The following is an 18,313-nucleotide window of genomic DNA, read 5'->3' on the forward strand; positions in this document are numbered from 1 at the left end:
TTTGTTGCCGTCTCTACGGCGCGCGTCGTGTCACGCTAGCGGAGTCCGAGGAGGTCAGGTGGCTACACGGCTCCCGTCGGCGCCTCCGATCCTTCCCGGCCTCGCCTACATCCGGCCGCTGGGTTCCGGCGGCTTCGCCGACGTCTTCCTGTACGAGCAGGACATGCCGCGGCGCAATGTCGCCGTCAAGGTGATGCCCAGCGACGTGCGCGACCCCGAGCTGCGTCGCATGTTCAACGCCGAAGCCGACGTGCTGGCGCACCTGTCGGCGCACCCGTCGATCGTCACGGTGTACCAGGCGAGCATCTCCGCCGACGGCCGCCCGTACATCGTGATGGAGTACTGCCCCGGCTCGCTCGCACAGCGCTACCGGGTCGAGCGGATCCCGGTGGAGGAGGTGCTCGCCATCGGCGTGCGCATGGCCAGCGCCCTTGAATCGGCCCATCGCGCCGGGCTGGTGCACCGCGACATCAAGCCCAGCAACATCCTCATCACCACGTTCGGCACCCCGGTGCTCGCCGACTTCGGCATCTCGGCGTCGCTGCAGCGCCGCAGCGGCGGCGAGGTGTTCGCGATGTCGATCCCGTGGAGCGCGCCCGAGGTCGTCGCCGAGCAGACCAGCGGCACGGTCGCCAGCGAGGTGTGGAGCCTCGGCGCCACGGTGTACTCGCTGCTGGCCGGGCACAGTCCGTTCGAGCGCCGTGAGCGCGGGCAGAACACCAAGGACCTGCTGCGGCGGCGCATCGCGCGGGCGACCTACGTCGAGATCCCTCGGACCGATGTGCCGGCGGCGCTGCAGCTCGCCCTCGCGACCGCGATGAGCCGGAATCCGGCACGTCGGCACGAGTCCGCCCGTGCGTTCGGGGAGGCGCTGCGTGAGGTGCAGTCGGGTCTCGGGCTGTCGCCGACGCCGCTGGAGATCCCCGATGACGAGTGGTCGCCGGCATCCGCTCCGGTCGATTTCGCCGACTCGGGCCTGCGTGGGCCCGCGCGCTCGCACATCGACCGCGACCTCACGCGCAAGGTGCGGGCGGGAACCGGGGTGGCCGCCCTCGCGCGTGACGAGGACACCGAGATCTCGGCGCCGTCGCGCCACCACCGCAGCGCGCTCCCCTGGGTGATCGGCATCGGCGCCGGCCTCGTGGTGGGGGCCGGCGCGGTGCTCGCCACCCTGCTGGCCGTCGGGGCGCTCTGATGCGCCGCGGGACGCTCACCGGCCTCGTCGCCGCCGGCGCCGTCGTGGCCGCGGTGATCGGGGTGAGTGTCGTGTGGCCGGGCCTGGATGCCCAGGAGACGCCGGAGGTGGACTCGGCGGTGTGGGCGCTGCAGACCGGGGACGGGCGCCGGTATGCGCGCATCAACACCGCCGTGGGAGAGCTCGACACCGTCCGCACGATCAGCAACCCCGACCAGGTGGTGCAGACGGGGGATGCCGCGTACCTGTTCAGCGACAGCTACAGCACGCTGACCCGGATCGATGCCGCACTGCCCGCCGATCTGGACGAAGAGGCGCTGCGGTCGTCGGAGAAGACGCCGCCCGGCACCACGGAGGTGGCGACCGCCGGGGACTTCGTCGCCTACCTCACCGACTCCGGCGCCGTCTTCGCGGGGCGCCTGTCGGACGGCTCGGCGTCGCAGGTGGATCCGTTCCGCTCCGACGACGAGGACGCGCCGCAGTACACCGCCGACGCGGTCGCCGTCGACGATCGCGGCATGCTGTTCGCGTACTCGCGGGCCGACGCGGCCGTGCTGCGCTACGACATCGCCGCCGGCGAGGTGCGCGACCGCGACGTGCTCGAGGCGGACGGGCTGTCCGCGCCGGCGATCACGGCAGCCGGCGACGTGTGGGCCGTGGTCGACACCGAGGACGGCGACGTGTGGCTGCGGGGCCAGGATGCCGCGACGCAGGCTCCGACGACGGGTGCCGTGGTGGCCGGAGCACCCGACGCCGACGGCTCCGCGGTCTACCTCGCCGACGAGACGTCCCTGGTCCGCGTGCCCGTCGACGGCACCGGGATGGACGTAGAAGTGGGCGGCGGCGGGACCGTGCTGGGCACGCCGGCGCAGCCCATCACGCACGACGGGCAGACGTACGCGGCGTGGCTCGGACAGGGAGACACCGGCGGCCTGCTGTGGCGCTCGGGCGGCGCCACGGTGGTGCTGGACTACGGCGGACAGACGATGGCCGACCAGCGGCGCCCGATGTTCGTCGCCGGCGGCTCGGCGGTCATCCTCAACGAGACGAGGTCGGGGTGGGCCTGGTCGGTGCCCGACGGCGCGCTGATCCCGTCCAGCCAGGACTGGAGCCTGGACGAGCGCACGAATCCCGATGCCGTGCCGAGCGAGGAGCAGCTGCAGGTCGTCCTCGACCCGAAGCCGCCGATCGCAGAGCCGGACGCATTCGGCGTGCGAGCCGGCACGCTCGCGACGCTGCCGGTGCTCATGAACGACCATGACCCGAACGAGGACGTGCTCACGATCGACCCGGCCTCGGTGGCCGGCCTCGATCCGGGCTTCGGATCCGTCACCGTGACCGACGACGGGCAGCGACTCGCCGTCCGCGTCCAGCCCGAGGCGACGGGAACGGCGACGTTCTCGTATGCCGTGACCGACGGCACCGCCGAGGACGGCCTGCTGTCCGAGCCGACCACCGTGACCTTGCAGGTCGCGGAGCCCTCGGTGGAGTCGGCACCGGAGTGGTGCGGGGTCGAGCGGTGCCTCGTCGAATGGCCGCAGCCGGAGGTCGCCAGCGGCGGCACGGTGACCGTCCCGGTCCTTCCCGGCTGGGTCGACCCGGAGGGCGACCCGCTGCTGCTGCTCTCGGTCGAGAACGTGACCGGCATCGGCAGCGTGGCGGCCACCCCCGGAGGGGAGGTCGTGTACCAGCACAGCGACTCCGGCGACGGCGGCGAGCAGCTCATCGAGCTCGCCGTGACGATCGCCGACACGCACGGGCAGACAACCGCGAAGTCGCTCGTGGTGAAGGTCTCGCCCCAGCCGCAGCTGGCGGCGCAGTCCTTCGCGGTCACCGACACGGTGGCCTCCGGGATCACGGTCGACGTCGCCGACCACGTCACCGGCACGGCCGGCACGCTCTCGCTCTCGTCGGTCCGCGTCCTCGACGATGCCGCGGCGACCGCGACGGTCGTGGGCGGCTCGACGTCCTTCGACTTCACCGCGCGCACTCCGGGAACCTTCCGCGTCGACTTCACCGTCACCGACGGGACGAGCGAGGCCACCGGCACGGCCCGCATCACACTCCTGCCGGCTGATGCGCCGGCGCAGCTGGCCACCTCGCCCGTGGTGGCGTTCGTGCATCCTCAGCAGGACGCGACCCTCGAGGTGTTCGACGCCGTGTCCAACCCCACGCGCCGTGTGCTGCTGCTGAGCGACGTGGTCGGCCGCGCCGATGCCGGCGCCACGCTGTCGGTCGATGCGGTGGGGCAGAACCACCTGCGCGTCTCGGGAACGACCGCCGACGGCGGACCGGGACGCCTGGGCACGGTGTCGTACGTCGTGAGCGACGGCACCGAGGACACCGGGGCGAGTGTCGTGGGAGAGGCCACGGTGTACCTCCTCCCGCCCGCACCGGAGCTCGCCCCCATCGCCGTCGACGACGCCGTCGTGGTGCGTGCGGGCGCCCAGATCGACATCCCGGTGCTCGACAACGACATCTCGCCGGCCGGCGGACGGCCGACCCTCGACCCGTCGTCGATCCGCTCGTCCACCGATGCCGCGCTGGCCTTCGCCTCCGGCGACGTGCTGCGGTACCTGGCCCCCGATGAACCCGGCGAGTACGGCATCGACTACTCGGTGTTCACCACGGGGGCGCCGGCGCTCGCCGACACCGCCACCGTCCGGCTGCACGTGATCGACGACGACGCCAACCGGTCCCCGACCGCCGACACCCTCGAAGGGCGTGTGCTGAGCGGTCAGTCGACACTGCTCCCGTTCGACGGGTTCGGCATGGATCCCGACGGCGATGTCGTCACACTCGACCGGATCGTTGCCCAGCCCGAACGCGGCGCGGCGACGATCTCCGCCGACGGGGCCTCGATCATGTACACGAGCGTCCCGGGCGACAGCGGGCAGGTCTCGTTCCGGTACCGGGTCGTGGACGCCTTCGGCGAGACCGCCGAGGGTACCGTGCGGGTGGGGGTGCTGGACTCGGAGGCGAACCCGAGCCCCATCACGTTCACCGACTACGTGCAGGTGCAGGCGGGGGACGACAACACCATCAGGGTCAGTCCGCTCTCGAACGACATCGACCCCACCATGGGCGAGCTGCGCGTGACGAAGGTGCAGCCGGACCTGCCGGCGACCCTCGTCGACGGCAGCGACAATCCGGAGTACGCGCGGCTGGCGGACCAGCTTGTGGAGCAGACCGACACGACCGTCGTCGTCGCAGCCGGGGCCGCACCGGGAACGATGTCGTTCCTGTACGACGTCGAGTCGTCGTCGGGCAACACCGGCCGCGGCCTCATCGTGGTGCGTGTGGTGCGCGAGAGCGTGCCGGACTACCCGGTGGTCTCCGACACGATCCTCACCGTCGAGACGCGCGACGAGTTCGTGCGAGGCGTCGACGTGCTCGACGGCAAGGTGACGTGGTCCGGCGGCGACATCTCGGATCTCGAGGTCTCGCTGTGGGGCGAGCCCGACGGCGTATCGGTGCGCGGTACACGACTGCGCGGCGAGCTTCCCGCGACGACGCGGCTCATTCCCTTCGCCGTGACGGGCGAGAGTGCGGCGGGCGAAGTGACCTCGTACGGGTTCCTCCGCGTGCCCGGTGACGACGACCTGGCCCTGACCCTGCGCGCCGGCGCGGAGCCTCCCGATGTCACAGAGCTGGAGTCCACCACGTTCGATATGGCGGACCTCGTGGCGCGCCCCCGCGGCGCCGACATCGAGGTCGACGGTCAGGTCCGGGCGTCGGGAGCGCGCAGCGAGGCATCGTGCGCCGTCGAGTCGGGCACCGTCGTGCGGTACGACGCCGGAGCGGGTGCGCCGTGGGTCGACGCGTGCCAGGTGCCCGTGCGGCTGACCGGTCAGGACGACTGGACGTTCCTGTCCGTGCCGATCGTCGTGCATCCTCGCGATCCGCAGCCCGAGCTGCGGCCGGGATCGATCACGGTGGGACCGGGGGAGACCTCGACGTTCGACCTCAAGAACATGACCACCTGGCAGCTGCGCGAGGACTGGGACGGCATCGTGTACGCCATCGAGCACTCCGGCGGCGCCTTCGAGGTGACCCAGAACGGGTCGATCCTCACCGTCACCGGCGCCGACCGTGCCGTTCCCGGCTCGGAGGAGGCGGTGCTCGTATCGGTCACCAGCCATCCGTCGGTGACCCCCGCCCGCCTCATCCTGCGTGTCGGCGCGGCACCGTCGACGCTGCCGCAGGGCGGGTCGGTGGTGCAGCAGTGCTCGCAGGCCGGCGGCTCGTCGTGCTCCATCCCGGTCATCGGCGCGCCCGGCGAGGTCAACCCGCTGCCGCGCACGCCGCTGGAGGTCGTCGAGGTGCGACCGACCGGCGCGTGCGTCGGCGTGACGTTCCAGGTCGCCTCGCCGCGCTCGATCACCGCGACGTGGACGGGGGATGCCCCGGGCGCGACGTGCACGGCGACGTTCTCGGTCCGCGACGCGCAGGGGCGCATCACCAACGCCGAGCGCGACGGCCGCGTGCTGCTGGATCTGCAGGGCTACCCGAAGCCGCCGGCGAGCCTCACCCAGACCGCGTATGCGGACGGGACCGTCACGCTGCGTGTGGACCCGGGGCAGTCCCGGCAGGCCTACCCCGCACTGACCGGGTTCGTCGTGCGATCCGGCGGCCAGGAGGTGGCGCGGTGCTCGGCCGAGGGGGTGTGCCCGGCGATCTCCGCGCCCAACGGCGAGCAGCGCACGTACGACGCGTGGGCCGTCAACGCCGTCGGCGAGTCCCGCGGAAGCGTGCGCACCGTCGCCTGGGCGTACGACGCGCCACTGGCGCCCACCAGCGTCACCGCGCAGCCCGTCGTCACCGGCGACGGCGCGGGTGGAGTCGTGTCGCTCGTCGTCGACGGCATCGACGCCGGCGAGACGGGGAGCCTCGAGATCACAAGCCCCGCGGGCGAGACGGTGCGCGTGCCGGTCGGGCGCCAGACGCGCATCGAGGTGCCGTGGTACCGCATCGGCACCAATACGCGTTCGATCGTCACCGTGACGCCGTACTCCCGCTTCGACCTGCCGCCCGGGCTCGGCGGCAGTCCCTCCGGCGCGTCGGCCACCGTGCAGACCAACGGCATCGGGAACCCGCAAGCGCCCCAGCTGACACTGAGCGCGGCATCCAACGGCGACGGCACCGCGACCGTCACCGCGCGGGGAACCGCGACCCCCGGCGGAGACGATTCGTCCCTGCGCTACGGGATCGTGCCGGACGGCCAGCGCTGCACCGTGAGCGAGGACGGCTCGACGGCCACCTTCCCGGGTCTGCAGGACGGCGAGGAGTACTCGTTCCGGCTGTGCGTCGAGTCCTGGCGCGGCGATACCCGCTTCGGGCGTGCAGAGACGGCGGCGACCGTGCGCGCCTACCAGTCGGGCAGGGCTCCGCAGGGATGGACGTTCGTGGTGGATGCCGCTCCTAACGTCGACGCCCAGCGCCAGCGCGCCGACTGGGTCATCCGCGCCGACCCGCAATCCGCCGAGAAGCTCCCCAACCGCAACCGGCCCGAGTTCACCGGCTGGGCCCCCGGCTCGACCGTGTTCGGCCACGATCCGGGGATCCAGGTGCGCTACGTGCACGAGTGGTGGGGCACGGCGACGCCGTACTCGCTGGTGACCCCGCGTGCCGGGAGCGCGCCGTACCAGGTGCAGGCCAACTGGACCGTCGCGTCCTGCGTGGGCGGCGGCACGCTGACCCCCGCGGGACAGTCGTCCACGGCGCCCAACGGCAGTGCGGCCGCGTTCTCGTTCGGCAACACCGAGCTGCGCTACTACGACGCGAACGGCGCACCGCTCGCCCACGAGCCGAACACCTGGACGGTGCCCCTGGGCGCCGCGCGCGTGGACGGCATCACGGTGACGGTGAACTGGGACGCGCAGGGCTGGGGTCTGGCACCTGCCGGCTCGAGCTTCTCGGGCACCTGCCAGCCGGGGACGCCCGCACCGTGAGCCACGGCATCCTCTCCTCCGACCACCTCGACACGCAAGGACACCACATGACGATCACGCAGGAGCAGGCCGACTGGTTCGCGCAGACGTTCGGGCAGCTGGCCGACAACGTCGAGCGTGCGGTGCTCGGCAAGCGTCACGTCGTCGAGCTGGTGCTCACCGCGATGCTCAGCGACGGACACGTGCTCCTGGAGGACGTGCCCGGGACGGGGAAGACCTCGCTCGCCCGGGCGATGGCCCAGTCGGTGCAGGGCTCGAACACCCGCATCCAGTTCACACCCGATCTGCTGCCGAGCGACATCACCGGCCTCAGCGTGTACGACCAGAAAGAGGGCGTCTTCGAGTTCCACGCGGGTCCCATCTTCGCCAACATCGTGCTCGCCGATGAGATCAACCGCGCGAGCCCGAAGACCCAGTCGGCGCTGCTCGAGGTGATGGAGGAAGGGCGCGTGACGATCGACGGCGTGTCGCGCGAGGTGGGAGTGCCGTTCCTCGTGCTGGCGACCCAGAACCCCGTGGAGCAGGCGGGGACGTATCGCCTCCCCGAGGCGCAGCTCGACCGCTTCATGATGCGTACCTCGCTCGGGTACCCCGATCACGCGGCGACGGTCCGCATCCTCGACGGGGCCGCCGTCGCCACGGCCGAGCTGGCGCCGGTCATCACACCGCAGGCGCTCGTCGGCATGGCGGATCTCGCCGCCGACGTGTACGTGGACGCGCTCGTGCTCGATTACATCGCCCGGCTGGTGGACGGCACCCGTGCCGCCGACGAGGTGCGACTGGGCGTGAGCATCCGCGGCGCGCTCGCCCTCACCCGCGCGGTGCGCACGCGCGCGGCCTCGCAGGGCCGCACCTATGCCACCCCCGATGACGTGAAGGCCCTCGCCGTCCCGGTGCTCTCGCACCGGCTCATCCTGCATCCGGAGGCGGAGTTCGACGGGGTCACGCAGGAGACCGTGGTCGGGCAGGTGCTGCTCGACGTGGCACCGCCCAGTCGCCGCGAGGCCGTATGAGCCTGCCCGCCCGCACCCGAGGCGGTGCCGGCACCGCGGAGCGGGCCGGCGCCGCCGAACCGTCGCGCCTCACGCACACCGTCCAGTCCACGGGGACGGGCGGTCACACGAGCGTGACCGCGACAGCGACGAGCCTCGCACCGTCGCGTCGCGGGCGTGCGCTGGTGCGCGCGGTGGTGTGGGCGAACCAGGCATGGCGCGCGGCCGGTGCGGGGATCGCGGCGGGGGCGGAATGGGCGGCGGGCACGGTGCGACCGGCCGGCGTGCTGGTCGCCCTCGCCGCCACGGCCGGACTGGTGCTCGGGATCGTGTTCGGCTGGGTGGAGCTGATGGTCGCCGGCGCGGCATCCGTCCTCCTCCTCCTCGCCGCGGTCCCGTTCCTCTTCGGAGCACGCGCGTACGACGTGGATCTCACCCTCACCCACGAGCGGGTCGTCGCGGGGGACGGCCTCGTCGGGCGGATCGTCGTGCGCAACGACGGGCGCCGTCTGGCACTGCCGGGCCGGCTGGACATCCCCGTGGGCACGGGGCTCGTGGAGTTCGGCGTCCCGCTCCTGCGCCCCGGGCACACCGTGGAGCAGCCGCTGGAGATCCCCGGTCTGCGCCGCGGCATCATCACCGTCGGGCCGGCGACGACGGTGCGCACCGACCCGATCGGCCTGCTGCGCCGCGAGCACTCCTTCCGCGACGTGCATGACGTGTACGTGCACCCTCGGACGACATCGCTTCCCTCCACGAGCGCCGGCCTCATCCGCGACCTGGAGGGGAGCCCGACGCGCCGGCTGGTGGACGCCGACATGTCGTTCCACGCGATCCGCGAGTACGCGCCCGGGGACTCGCGTCGGCAGATCCACTGGCGCTCGACGGCGAAGACCGGGCGCCTCATGGTGCGCCAGTACGAGGAGTCCCGGCGTTCCCGCATGGCCGTGGTGCTCGCCGTCGCCGAGGCGGAATACGCGGATGCCGACGAGTTCGAGCTCGCGGTGTCGTGCGCGGCCTCACTGGGACTGCGCGCGGTGCACGACGCCCGCGATGTCCAGATCGTCACCGGCTCCGAGATCCCCAAAGCGGTGCGCGGCCGGCTTCGCGCCGTGCGGCATCTTCCGGCGGCGGCGCCGCGGCCGATGCTCGACGGCTTCAGCGGTGTCGAGCTGCTCGAGAGCACCATGCCGGTGGCCGATGTCTGCCGGCTGACCGCCGAATCGGGTGACCGGCTGTCGATCGCGTTCGTCGTGGTGGGCTCGCGCGTGACGCTGACGCGACTGCAGCAGGCGGCTCTGGCCTTCCCCGCGGACACGATGGTGGTGGGCGTGATCTGCGATGAGCGCGCGCACCCGCGCATGCAGCCGGTGTCGGGCATGACGGTGCTGACGGTGGGGACGCTCGATGACCTGGCGGGCCTGTTGCTGCGAGGAGCCGCGTCATGAGCGCGCCGGCACAGGCCGATGAGGCCAGGGAGGGGGTCGACGGCGCGATGGCCGTCCCTCCCGTGACGCCGCGCGGCCGCCTGCGCGGGTTCTTCCCCCGCGTCACCGCCGGCGCAGCCTTCGCCGCCGCGACGGTCGTCGTGGCGGCCGTCGCCGCGTGGCCCGTGTACCGATCGGGCAGCTTCGTCCTGCTGGTGGTGGTGGCATCCCTCGTGGCGGCGGCCCTCGCCGCGACCGCGTGGCTGCGGCGGTGGGGCGGATGGGTCATCACCGGCGTCCTCGCCGCCGCCGTCCTCGTCCTCGGCATCCCGCTGGCGGTGCCGTCACGGCTCGGGGGAGTGGGTGAACTGGTGCGCGGCCTGGGCGAGCTCGCCGCGGGTCTGGTGCTCGGCTGGAAGGATCTGGTCACCGTCGAGCTGCCCGTCGGCTCGTACCGCAACCTGCTGGTTCCCGCCCTCGTGGTCTTCCTGGTCGGCACGTGCGTCCTGCTGCTGCTCGCGTGGCGTGACGACCGCGCCGCCTACGGCGCCGTGCCGGTCGCCCTCGGCATGGTCTCGTTCGGGCTCTTCTTCGGGCGCACGACGGTGAGCGAGCCCCTCGTCGTCGGTCCGCTCACGCTGTACGCCCCCGTGGAGTCGGCGGTGGGGCTGGCCGCACTGGTCTCCTCACTGTGCTGGCTGGCCTGGCGAAGTCACGACCAGCGCCACCGTGCGCTGCAGCGGGCCGCGGCATCCAGCGGTGTCCGCGTCTCGCGACGGCCGACGCGCACCGACCGCCGTCGTACCGCCTTGGGCGCGGCCATGGTGGCCGTGGCGCTGCTGGTGGCCGTGGCCGTCGTGCCGTACGCCGCACGCGGCGCCGAGCGCGACGTGCTGCGATCGGCGGTCGGCCCCGACATCGACCTCTCCGCGGAAGTGAGCCCGCTGTCGCAGTACCGTGCGCTGTTCGCCGACGAGCGGGCAGGCGACGTGCTGTTCACCGTCGAGCCGGTGTCGGGCACCCGCCCGGAGCGTGTGCGCATCGCCACGCTGGACTCCTACGACGGCGAGGTGTTCCGTGCCGGCGGCGAGGGCGCTGTCGAGGCCGGGCGCTTCGTCCGTGTCCCCTCCGCGCTGGAGCCTGGACCCGGTTCGCCCGTCGCCGCGCGCATCGCGATCGGCGCGTGGGATGCCATCTGGATGCCGACTCTCGGGCGTCTGCGGACTGTCGGGTTCGAGGGCGACCGGTCCTCGACCCTGGCCGACCACTTCTACTACAACGCCGCGGCATCGGCCGGCGTGCAGACCGCCGGATCGGGCCTGGAGGAGGGCGACGTCTACGTGGTCCGCGGCGTCGAACCGCCTGCGGAGGATCTCGCAGCCGTGGAGGCGCCGGGCGCGACAGGCGGCATCGAAGCGCCCGCGAGCCTGCGCACGTGGATGGACGAGCATGCGACGGGGTCGGACGGCGCGGCGCTGGCCGGGCTCGTCTCGCTGCTGCGCGAGCGCGGCTACCTGAGCCATGGACTGACGATGGGCGAGGACGAGCCGGAATGGGCGCGGGAACTGACCGACTACACGTTCCAGCCCAGCGCGTCCGGGCACTCGCTCGCGCGCATCGACGCGATGTTCTCGCGGCTGCTCGAGCGGGAGAGCGATCCGCGCGCCGCGGCATCCGGGGACTATGTCGCCGCGATCGGCGACGACGAGCAGTTCGCCGTCGCGGTGGCGCTGATGGCGCGCGAGCTCGGGTTCCCGTCGCGGGTGGTCCTGGGTGCCCGGCTGGCCTCGTCGGACCCCGGGCTCACCACATGTGACGGCGGGGTGTGCCGCGCGCAGGATCTGACCGCCTGGACCGAGGTGCAGGCCGCCGACGGCCGCTGGATCGCCGTCGACGCCACCCCGCAGCACGCGCAGTCGCCGAGCCTGGAGGTCACGCAGCAGCGCGACCCGGAGAACGTCACTGAGGTGCGACCGGACTCGGTGGAGGAGGTCGTTCCTCCGGACCCGACCCAGGAGGACTCGGCGCACGACCAGGCGCCCGAGGACGATCGACGCCTCGATCTGGCGTGGCTGTGGCAGACCCTCCGCGTCGGCGGCATCGTCGCGCTGGTCCTGGTGCTGGCCACCGGCCCGCTCCTCATCATCGCCGGGGCCAAGGCGGCCCGTCGCCGGTCCCGGCGGCGGGAGGGACCGCCGGCAGCGCGCGTCGCGGGCGGCTGGGAGGAGTACGTCGACGCGGCGCTGGACAGCGGGCGCCCGGCACCCCGCGCCCTCACCCGCACCGAGCTCGCTGCGGCGTTCGCGACGCCGGGTGGGATGGCCCTCGCGGAGCAGGCGGATCGCGCGGTGTTCTCGCGCGCCGACGTGTCGCCCGACGACGCCGCACGGTACTGGGAGGCTGTCGACACCGAGCGACGCGCGCTGCGCCGCGAAAGAGGTATCTGGCGCGGAGCGCTCGCGACCGTATCGTTGAGATCGTTGTTCCGTCCACGGACGTCCGCACCGGACGTCCGTACGCGAATCGCCGAGAGGGGGAGACGGCGGGCAGAACCCGTGCGTCCGACGCCATGAACGCCACCGATGTCACCGCAGCGATCTTCGGATCGCTGATCAGTCTGCTGCTCGTCGCCGGTCTGTACGTCTGGGTGGCGCTCGCGCTCTCGGCCGTGTTCGGCAAGTCCGGCGTCGAGCCCTGGAAGGCGTGGGTGCCGATCCTCAACACCGTCGTGGTGCTCCAGCTGGCGGGGCTGTCGCCCTGGCTGGTGATTCTCGCCTTCGTCCCCGTGCTCAACATCGCGTTCCTCATCCTCTGGGTCTTCGCGCTGTACCGCGTCAACGCGGCCTTCGGCCTGGGGATCGGCATGACGGTGCTGAGCGTTCTGCTCCTGCCGATCTGGGCCTCCATCGTGGGATGGGGCAGTGCCCGCTGGGTCGGCAGGGAGGAGGATGCCTCGTCCCGCGACGCGCTCGCCCCTGGCGTCCGCCGCACCGGCGAGGCCGGCGTCCGCCGCACCGGCGACACCGCCCCGTCGCTGCCGCCGCTGGCATCGTTCGCGGCTCCGGCGCCGCGAACAGCGGAATCATCCGGCTTCGCCGGCGGGCCCGCACCCCAGGAGCCCGCCGGCACCCCGGCGTTCGCTCCGTCGTCCGGCTTCGCGCCGGAGCCGGCCAGCGCATCCGCGCCGGCACCCGGGTTCGCGCCGCCGCCCCCGTACACGCCCGCCGTCGGCGGCGATTCGGGGGCGCTGCGTCCGGCATCCGCCTTCGATCCCACCGCCGGGGCTTTCGAGTCCGCGTCCTTCGACTCCGGCGTCCTCGACTCCGGCCCTGCGCCGCTGCGTGCCGCGTCCGCTCAGCCGCCGGTGGTGACGCCCCCGGCGGAGGTGCCGCGCGCGGTCACGCCCCCTCCCGTCGGCGCCGCGGCATCCGCGGAGGCGCTTCCCGGCGTCGTTCCGACCGCCGGGTGGGGTTCGCCGCCCGCGCCCGGCCGCCCGGTGTCCGCAACCCCCTTCGGGTCGAAAGACGCCGACCCCGCGGGTGAGCGGTGGCAGGGTTTCGCGCTGGATTCCACCGACCTGAGTGCCGAGGTCACCGGCGCCGTGCCGGGCGCGCCGGCACCGATCTCCGCCGTCGGCACTCCGGCCGCCGCGTCGCCGGGCTCCGATGCTCGAGCGGCCGCGGGCTCGACGCCCACCACGGCCGTGCCGGGGCCGTCCGCTTCCCCCGCGGCGCTGCCGGTTCCCGAGGTCGCCACCACGAGCGAGGGCGTCACGCGGCCCCCACTGCGCCGGGACGCGGGGGAGAACCCCGACGGCCGCGAGCCGTGGGCGCCGGCGCGCTCGCCGATGAGCGACGGGGATGCGTTCCCCGAGGCATCCGGTCCCGTCTCGGCGATCGCCGGGGCACCGGACGCCGGGGCGCCCCGCTCGGCACGCACATCGGTGTCGGCCTATCACGCCAAGCCCGAGATCCCGGAAGAGCAGGACGTCTTCGACGAGACGATCATCGCCCGCCGCAAGCGCACCGGCTGGACGCTCGTGCCGCCGACCGGCGACCCGGTCGCACTCTCGTCGGACGTGGTCATCCTGGGCCGGCGCCCGACGAGCGACCCCGCCTACCCGGGCGCGCAGCTCGTGTCCATTCAGGACGGCACGGTCTCCAAGACGCACGCGCGGCTGCAGCTGCGCGGCGACCGGTGGTACGTGACGGACCTCGGCTCGACCAACGGCGTGCTGTTCGCCACGGTGATGGGCACCGAGGTCGAGGCGCCGTCCGGCGAAGAGGTCGAGGCGGGTGACCGCTTCCTGCTCGGCGACGCGGAGGTGCGCCTGCAGCGGAGGGACGGGTGATCGATCCCGACGACGAGTACACCACGCCGTCGCGCGGCAGCGGGCCGGCGCCGGCCTCGGCGGGGCGATCGCCCGCCCCAGCGTCCGGTCCTGGACCGCGGCGCGGTGCGCCGGCGCCGTCGCAGCAGGCGGCGGATGAGGACCCCGACGACCACACCGTCGTCATCCGCCGACGCAGGACCGGTCCGGCCGCGCCGGTCGCGCCCGCACCCGCCGTCCCCGGTTCGCGCCGCCGTCCGCCCGCCGCGGCCCCGGCGTCCGCCGCCCTGGATCGCCCCGCGCTCTCCGCCCGCCGGGGCACCGCTGCCCCCGACGACCTGGATCACACCGCGCTCTCCGCCCGCCGGGGCACCGCTGCGCCCGACGAGCTGGACCGCACCGCGCTCTCCGCGCGGCGCACCGGCGATCCTGCCGCGGAGATCAGCACGCGCGCCGCCACGACCTCCGCGCCGATCGGCCCCCGCCGGACGCCCAACCCCGGCCCGCCCGAACCCCACAGCGACGACAGCGGTGCGGAGATCGACGGCGACGCGGCTCTGCAGCATCTGCCGCCCTCCCGCCGCCGCGCCCGCGTCGAGGGCGCCGCGCGGCCCGGTGTGGGCGATCCACCCGCGCCCCACGGGCGTGTCGCCCGGGCGCCCGACCCCACCGAGAAGATCTACCGGGCGCGACCGCTGCCCCCGTCCGTGGCGCGGGGCGAGCGCACGCGCGGCACACCGCAGGAGTTCGTCGACACCGCCGCCGCCGAGGCGGACCGCAGCCGCAGACGACGCCGGCGCGCGATCCTCGTCGCGGTCGCGGCATCCGTTCTCATCGTCGCCGCGGTGGTCGCGATCGCGGTGCTGGTCGCCGTCGGCTGACCCATGGGGCGTCATCGGACCGTCGTCCGCGGCTTGAGCGTGCGCGCCCGCATCGCCTCGGGCGAACGCGTTTGCCCGGTCCCCGAAACCCACGTATCATAGATCGGGTGTGCGCTCACGCGCGCCGTCAGCCGTGCCTCGGTGCGGTGGACGGTGTGGGCGCCGCATCTCAGGGACCGGCCTGCGAACAGGCCACCCCCACGGCATATCCACCACGAAACGCTCGGCACCATCATGCTGCGCCGGTGGATCCATGTGAGCCCGCAGCGTCACGAATCGCAAGATCGGACGCCGCGGGGGAGACACACGATCGCTGTTACCGTGCAGCACAACAAGGAGAGAACGTGCCAACCATTCAGCAGTTGGTTCGCAAGGGCCGCTCGCCCAAGGTCGCGAAGACCAAGGCGCCCGCGCTCAAGGCGAACCCGCAGCAGGCGGGTGTCTGCACCCGCGTCTACACGACCACGCCCAAGAAGCCGAACTCGGCGATGCGCAAGGTCGCCCGTGTCAAGCTCCGCAACGGCACCGAGGTCACCGCGTACATCCCCGGCGAGGGTCACAACCTGCAGGAGCACTCGCTGGTGCTCGTCCGCGGCGGTCGTGTGAAGGACCTCCCGGGCGTCCGCTACAAGATCATCCGCGGTGCGCTGGACACCCAGGCTGTCAAGAACCGTAAGCAGGCTCGCAGCCGCTACGGCGCGAAGAAGGGCTGAGAAAGATGCCTCGTAAGGGACCCGCCCCCAAGCGCCCCGTCGTCAACGACCCGGTGTACGGCGCCCCCGTCGTCACCCAGCTCGTCAACAAGATCCTCGTCGACGGCAAGAAGTCGCTGGCCGAGTCGATCGTCTACGGCGCCCTCCGCGGCGTCGAGGCGAAGAACGGCCAGGACGCCGTCGCGACGCTCAAGAAGGCGCTCGACAACGTGCGCCCCACCCTCGAGGTCAAGAGCCGCCGCGTCGGTGGCTCGACCTACCAGGTGCCGGTCGAGGTCAAGCCTCACCGTGCCAACACGCTCGCCCTCCGCTGGCTCGTCAGCTACGCCAAGGGCCGTCGTGAGAAGACCATGACCGAGCGCCTCCAGAACGAGATCCTGGATGCCTCGAACGGCCTCGGTGCCGCGGTCAAGCGCCGCGAAGACACGCACAAGATGGCCGAGTCGAACCGTGCCTTCGCGCACTACCGCTGGTAACCAGCCTCGAGCGTTTCGTCTCGCTTCGCTCGCTCAACGACCGACCGGTCGTTGAGCGAGCGAGGAACGAGCGAGACGAAACGCCCCGAACCACCTTCCACAAGTAAGGACACACCCCGTGGCACAAGAAGTGCTCACCGACCTCAACAAGGTCCGCAACATCGGCATCATGGCGCACATCGATGCCGGCAAGACGACGACGACCGAGCGCATCCTCTTCTACACGGGCGTCAACCACAAGATCGGCGAGACGCACGACGGCGCTGCCACCACCGACTGGATGGAGCAGGAGCAGGAGCGCGGCATCACGATCACCTCGGCTGCCGTCACCTGTTTCTGGGAGGGCAACCAGATCAACATCATCGACACGCCCGGTCACGTGGACTTCACCGTCGAGGTGGAGCGGTCGCTGCGCGTGCTCGACGGTGCGGTCGCCGTCTTCGACGGCAAGGAGGGCGTCGAGCCCCAGTCCGAGACCGTGTGGCGTCAGGCCGACAAGTACGACGTCCCCCGCATCTGCTTCGTCAACAAGATGGACAAGCTGGGCGCCGACTTCTACTTCACGGTCGACACCATCGTCAACCGCCTGAAGGCCAAGCCGCTCGTGCTGCAGATCCCGATCGGCGCCGAGAACGACTTCGTCGGCGTCGTCGACCTCGTCTACATGCGCGCGCTGGTCTGGCCCGGCGACGCCAAGGGTGACGTGACCATGGGCGCCAAGTACGAGATCCAGGAGATCCCCGCCGACCTCGCCGACAAGGCCGCCGAGTACCGCGAGAAGCTGCTCGAGACCGTCGCCGAGTCCGACGAGGCGCTGCTGGAGAAGTACTTCGGCGGCGAGGAGCTCACGCCCGAGGAGATCAAGGGCGCGATCCGCAAGCTCACGATCGCCGGCGAGCTCTACCCGGTGCTCTGCGGCTCGGCGTTCAAGAACCGCGGCGTGCAGCCGATGCTCGACGCCGTCGTGGACTACCTCCCCTCGCCCCTGGACGTGCCCGCCATCGAGGCGCACGACCCGAAGGACGAAGAGAAGATCATCGAGCGTCACGCCGACCGCGACGAGCCGTTCGCGGCGCTCGCGTTCAAGATCGTGTCGCACCCCTTCTTCGGCCGCCTCACCTACATCCGCGTCTACTCGGGTCACCTCGACTCCGGCGCGCAGGTCGTCAACGCGACCAAGGGCAAGAAGGAGCGCATCGGGAAGATCTTCCAGATGCACGCCAACAAGGAGAACCCGGTCGACTCGGTGACCGCGGGCCACATCTACGCGGTGATCGGCCTGAAGGACACCACCACCGGTGACACCCTGTCGGATGCCTCGAACCAGGTCGTCCTCGAGTCGATGACGTTCCCGGAGCCGGTCATCGAGGTCGCCATCGAGCCCAAGACGAAGGCCGACCAGGAGAAGCTGGGTCTGGCGATCCAGAAGCTGGCCGAAGAGGACCCGACGTTCCGCGTCGAGCAGAACGCCGAGACCGGCCAGACCGTCATCAAGGGCATGGGCGAGCTGCACCTCGACATCCTCGTGGACCGCATGAAGCGCGAGTTCAAGGTCGAGGCCAACGTCGGCAAGCCGCAGGTGGCGTACCGCGAGACGATCCGCAAGACCGTCGACCGTCACGACTACACGCACAAGAAGCAGACCGGTGGGTCCGGCCAGTTCGCGAAGATCCAGTTCGCGCTGGAGCCCCTCGAGGTCACGGCCGACAAGACGTACGAGTTCGAGAACAAGGTCACCGGTGGCCGCATCCCGCGCGAGTACATCGAGCCGACCAACCAGGGCTTCCAGGACGCGATGGCCGTCGGCGTGCTCGCCGGCTACCCGATGGTCGGCGTGAAGGCGACGCTTATCGACGGTGCCTCGCACGACGTCGACTCGTCCGAGATGGCGTTCAAGATCGCCGGTTCGATGGGCTTCAAGGAGGCCGTCCGCAAGGCGAACCCGGTCCTGCTCGAGCCGCTCATGGCCGTCGAGGTCCGCACGCCCGAGGAGTACATGGGCGACGTCATCGGCGACCTGAACTCCCGTCGTGGCCAGATCCAGTCCATGGAGGACGCCCAGGGCGTCAAGGTCGTGCGGGCGCTGGTCCCGCTGTCCGAGATGTTCGGCTACATCGGCGACCTGCGCTCGAAGACCTCGGGCCGCGCCGTCTACTCGATGGAGTTCGACAGCTACGCCGAGGTTCCTCGCGCCGTGGCCGACGAGATCATCCAGAAGAACAAGGGCGAATGAGCCCTCCCGGATGCCGCGGAATGCGGCATCCGGGATCTACAACTTCACACAGCTTCAACACAACGCCTCTACTAAGCTAGAGAAATCCCCGTAGACGACCGGTCGCAAACCAGTG

The 18,313-nt window shown here is 72.0% G+C and carries 10 protein-coding genes; all 10 read left to right on the plus strand.

What is annotated here, in order from left to right; genetic code table 11:
• The first annotated feature begins 58 nt into the window (after positions 1-58).
• The 10 genes from C9992_RS15495 to fusA all read left to right on the plus strand — a co-directional run bounded on the left by C9992_RS15495 (position 59) and on the right by fusA (position 18,198).
• Positions 59-1,195: a serine/threonine-protein kinase gene (locus tag C9992_RS15495; protein WP_106816541.1), complete on the plus strand. Its 1,137-nt coding sequence runs from the start codon at positions 59-61 to the stop codon at positions 1,193-1,195.
• Positions 1,195-7,146 carry an Ig-like domain-containing protein gene (locus C9992_RS15500; protein WP_106816542.1) on the plus strand — a complete coding sequence of 1,984 codons (5,952 nt, stop codon included), beginning with the start codon at positions 1,195-1,197 and terminating at the stop codon, positions 7,144-7,146. The genes C9992_RS15495 and C9992_RS15500 overlap by 1 nt, the downstream gene beginning before the upstream one ends.
• Positions 7,147-7,193: 47 nt before the next feature.
• On the plus strand, positions 7,194-8,159 hold the full coding sequence (locus C9992_RS15505) for an AAA family ATPase (RefSeq protein WP_106816543.1): 966 nt from the start codon (positions 7,194-7,196) through the stop codon (positions 8,157-8,159).
• Positions 8,156-9,586, plus strand: coding sequence for a DUF58 domain-containing protein (locus C9992_RS15510; RefSeq protein ID WP_106816544.1), 1,431 nt, complete (start codon positions 8,156-8,158; stop codon positions 9,584-9,586). Before C9992_RS15505 ends, C9992_RS15510 begins: the two co-directional genes overlap by 4 nt.
• Positions 9,583-12,138 carry a transglutaminase-like domain-containing protein gene (locus tag C9992_RS15515; RefSeq protein WP_235008279.1) on the plus strand — a complete coding sequence of 852 codons (2,556 nt, stop codon included), beginning with the start codon at positions 9,583-9,585 and terminating at the stop codon, positions 12,136-12,138. The genes C9992_RS15510 and C9992_RS15515 overlap by 4 nt, the downstream gene beginning before the upstream one ends.
• Positions 12,135-13,916, plus strand: a complete 1,782-nt coding sequence (locus tag C9992_RS15520; RefSeq protein ID WP_106816545.1) for a DUF5684 domain-containing protein — start codon at positions 12,135-12,137, stop codon at positions 13,914-13,916. The genes C9992_RS15515 and C9992_RS15520 overlap by 4 nt, the downstream gene beginning before the upstream one ends.
• Positions 13,913-14,776 (plus strand): hypothetical protein, encoded by an 864-nt coding sequence (locus tag C9992_RS18120; RefSeq protein ID WP_160150906.1) that lies wholly within the window; start codon positions 13,913-13,915, stop codon positions 14,774-14,776. Before C9992_RS15520 ends, C9992_RS18120 begins: the two co-directional genes overlap by 4 nt.
• Before the next feature lie 344 nt (positions 14,777-15,120).
• Positions 15,121-15,489 carry a 30S ribosomal protein S12 gene (rpsL, locus tag C9992_RS15535; RefSeq protein ID WP_106816548.1) on the plus strand — a complete coding sequence of 123 codons (369 nt, stop codon included), beginning with the start codon at positions 15,121-15,123 and terminating at the stop codon, positions 15,487-15,489.
• Positions 15,490-15,494: 5 nt separating this feature from the next.
• Entirely contained in the window at positions 15,495-15,965 is a 471-nt protein-coding gene (gene rpsG / locus C9992_RS15540; protein ID WP_106816549.1) for a 30S ribosomal protein S7, read from the plus strand.
• A 118-nt stretch (positions 15,966-16,083) separates the two neighbouring features.
• Entirely contained in the window at positions 16,084-18,198 is a 2,115-nt protein-coding gene (fusA, locus tag C9992_RS15545; protein ID WP_106816550.1) for an elongation factor G, read from the plus strand.
• Positions 18,199-18,313 lie beyond the last annotated feature (115 nt).

It is taken from the genome of Microbacterium timonense, assembly GCF_900292075.1.
Lineage (GTDB): Bacteria > Actinomycetota > Actinomycetes > Actinomycetales > Microbacteriaceae > Microbacterium > Microbacterium timonense.

What these genes read in the sequence shown, in the direction of transcription:
- C9992_RS15520 (WP_106816545.1), top strand. Translation starts at nt 12,135, where the DNA reads ATGAACGCCACCGATGTCACCGCAGCGATCTTCGGATCGCTGATCAGT.
- C9992_RS15510 (WP_106816544.1), top strand. Translation starts at nt 8,156, where the DNA reads ATGAGCCTGCCCGCCCGCACCCGAGGCGGTGCCGGCACCGCGGAGCGG.
- C9992_RS15500 (WP_106816542.1), top strand. Translation starts at nt 1,195, where the DNA reads ATGCGCCGCGGGACGCTCACCGGCCTCGTCGCCGCCGGCGCCGTCGTG.
- rpsG (WP_106816549.1), top strand. Translation starts at nt 15,495, where the DNA reads ATGCCTCGTAAGGGACCCGCCCCCAAGCGCCCCGTCGTCAACGACCCG.
- C9992_RS15515 (WP_235008279.1), top strand. Translation starts at nt 9,583, where the DNA reads ATGAGCGCGCCGGCACAGGCCGATGAGGCCAGGGAGGGGGTCGACGGC.
- C9992_RS15505 (WP_106816543.1), top strand. Translation starts at nt 7,194, where the DNA reads ATGACGATCACGCAGGAGCAGGCCGACTGGTTCGCGCAGACGTTCGGG.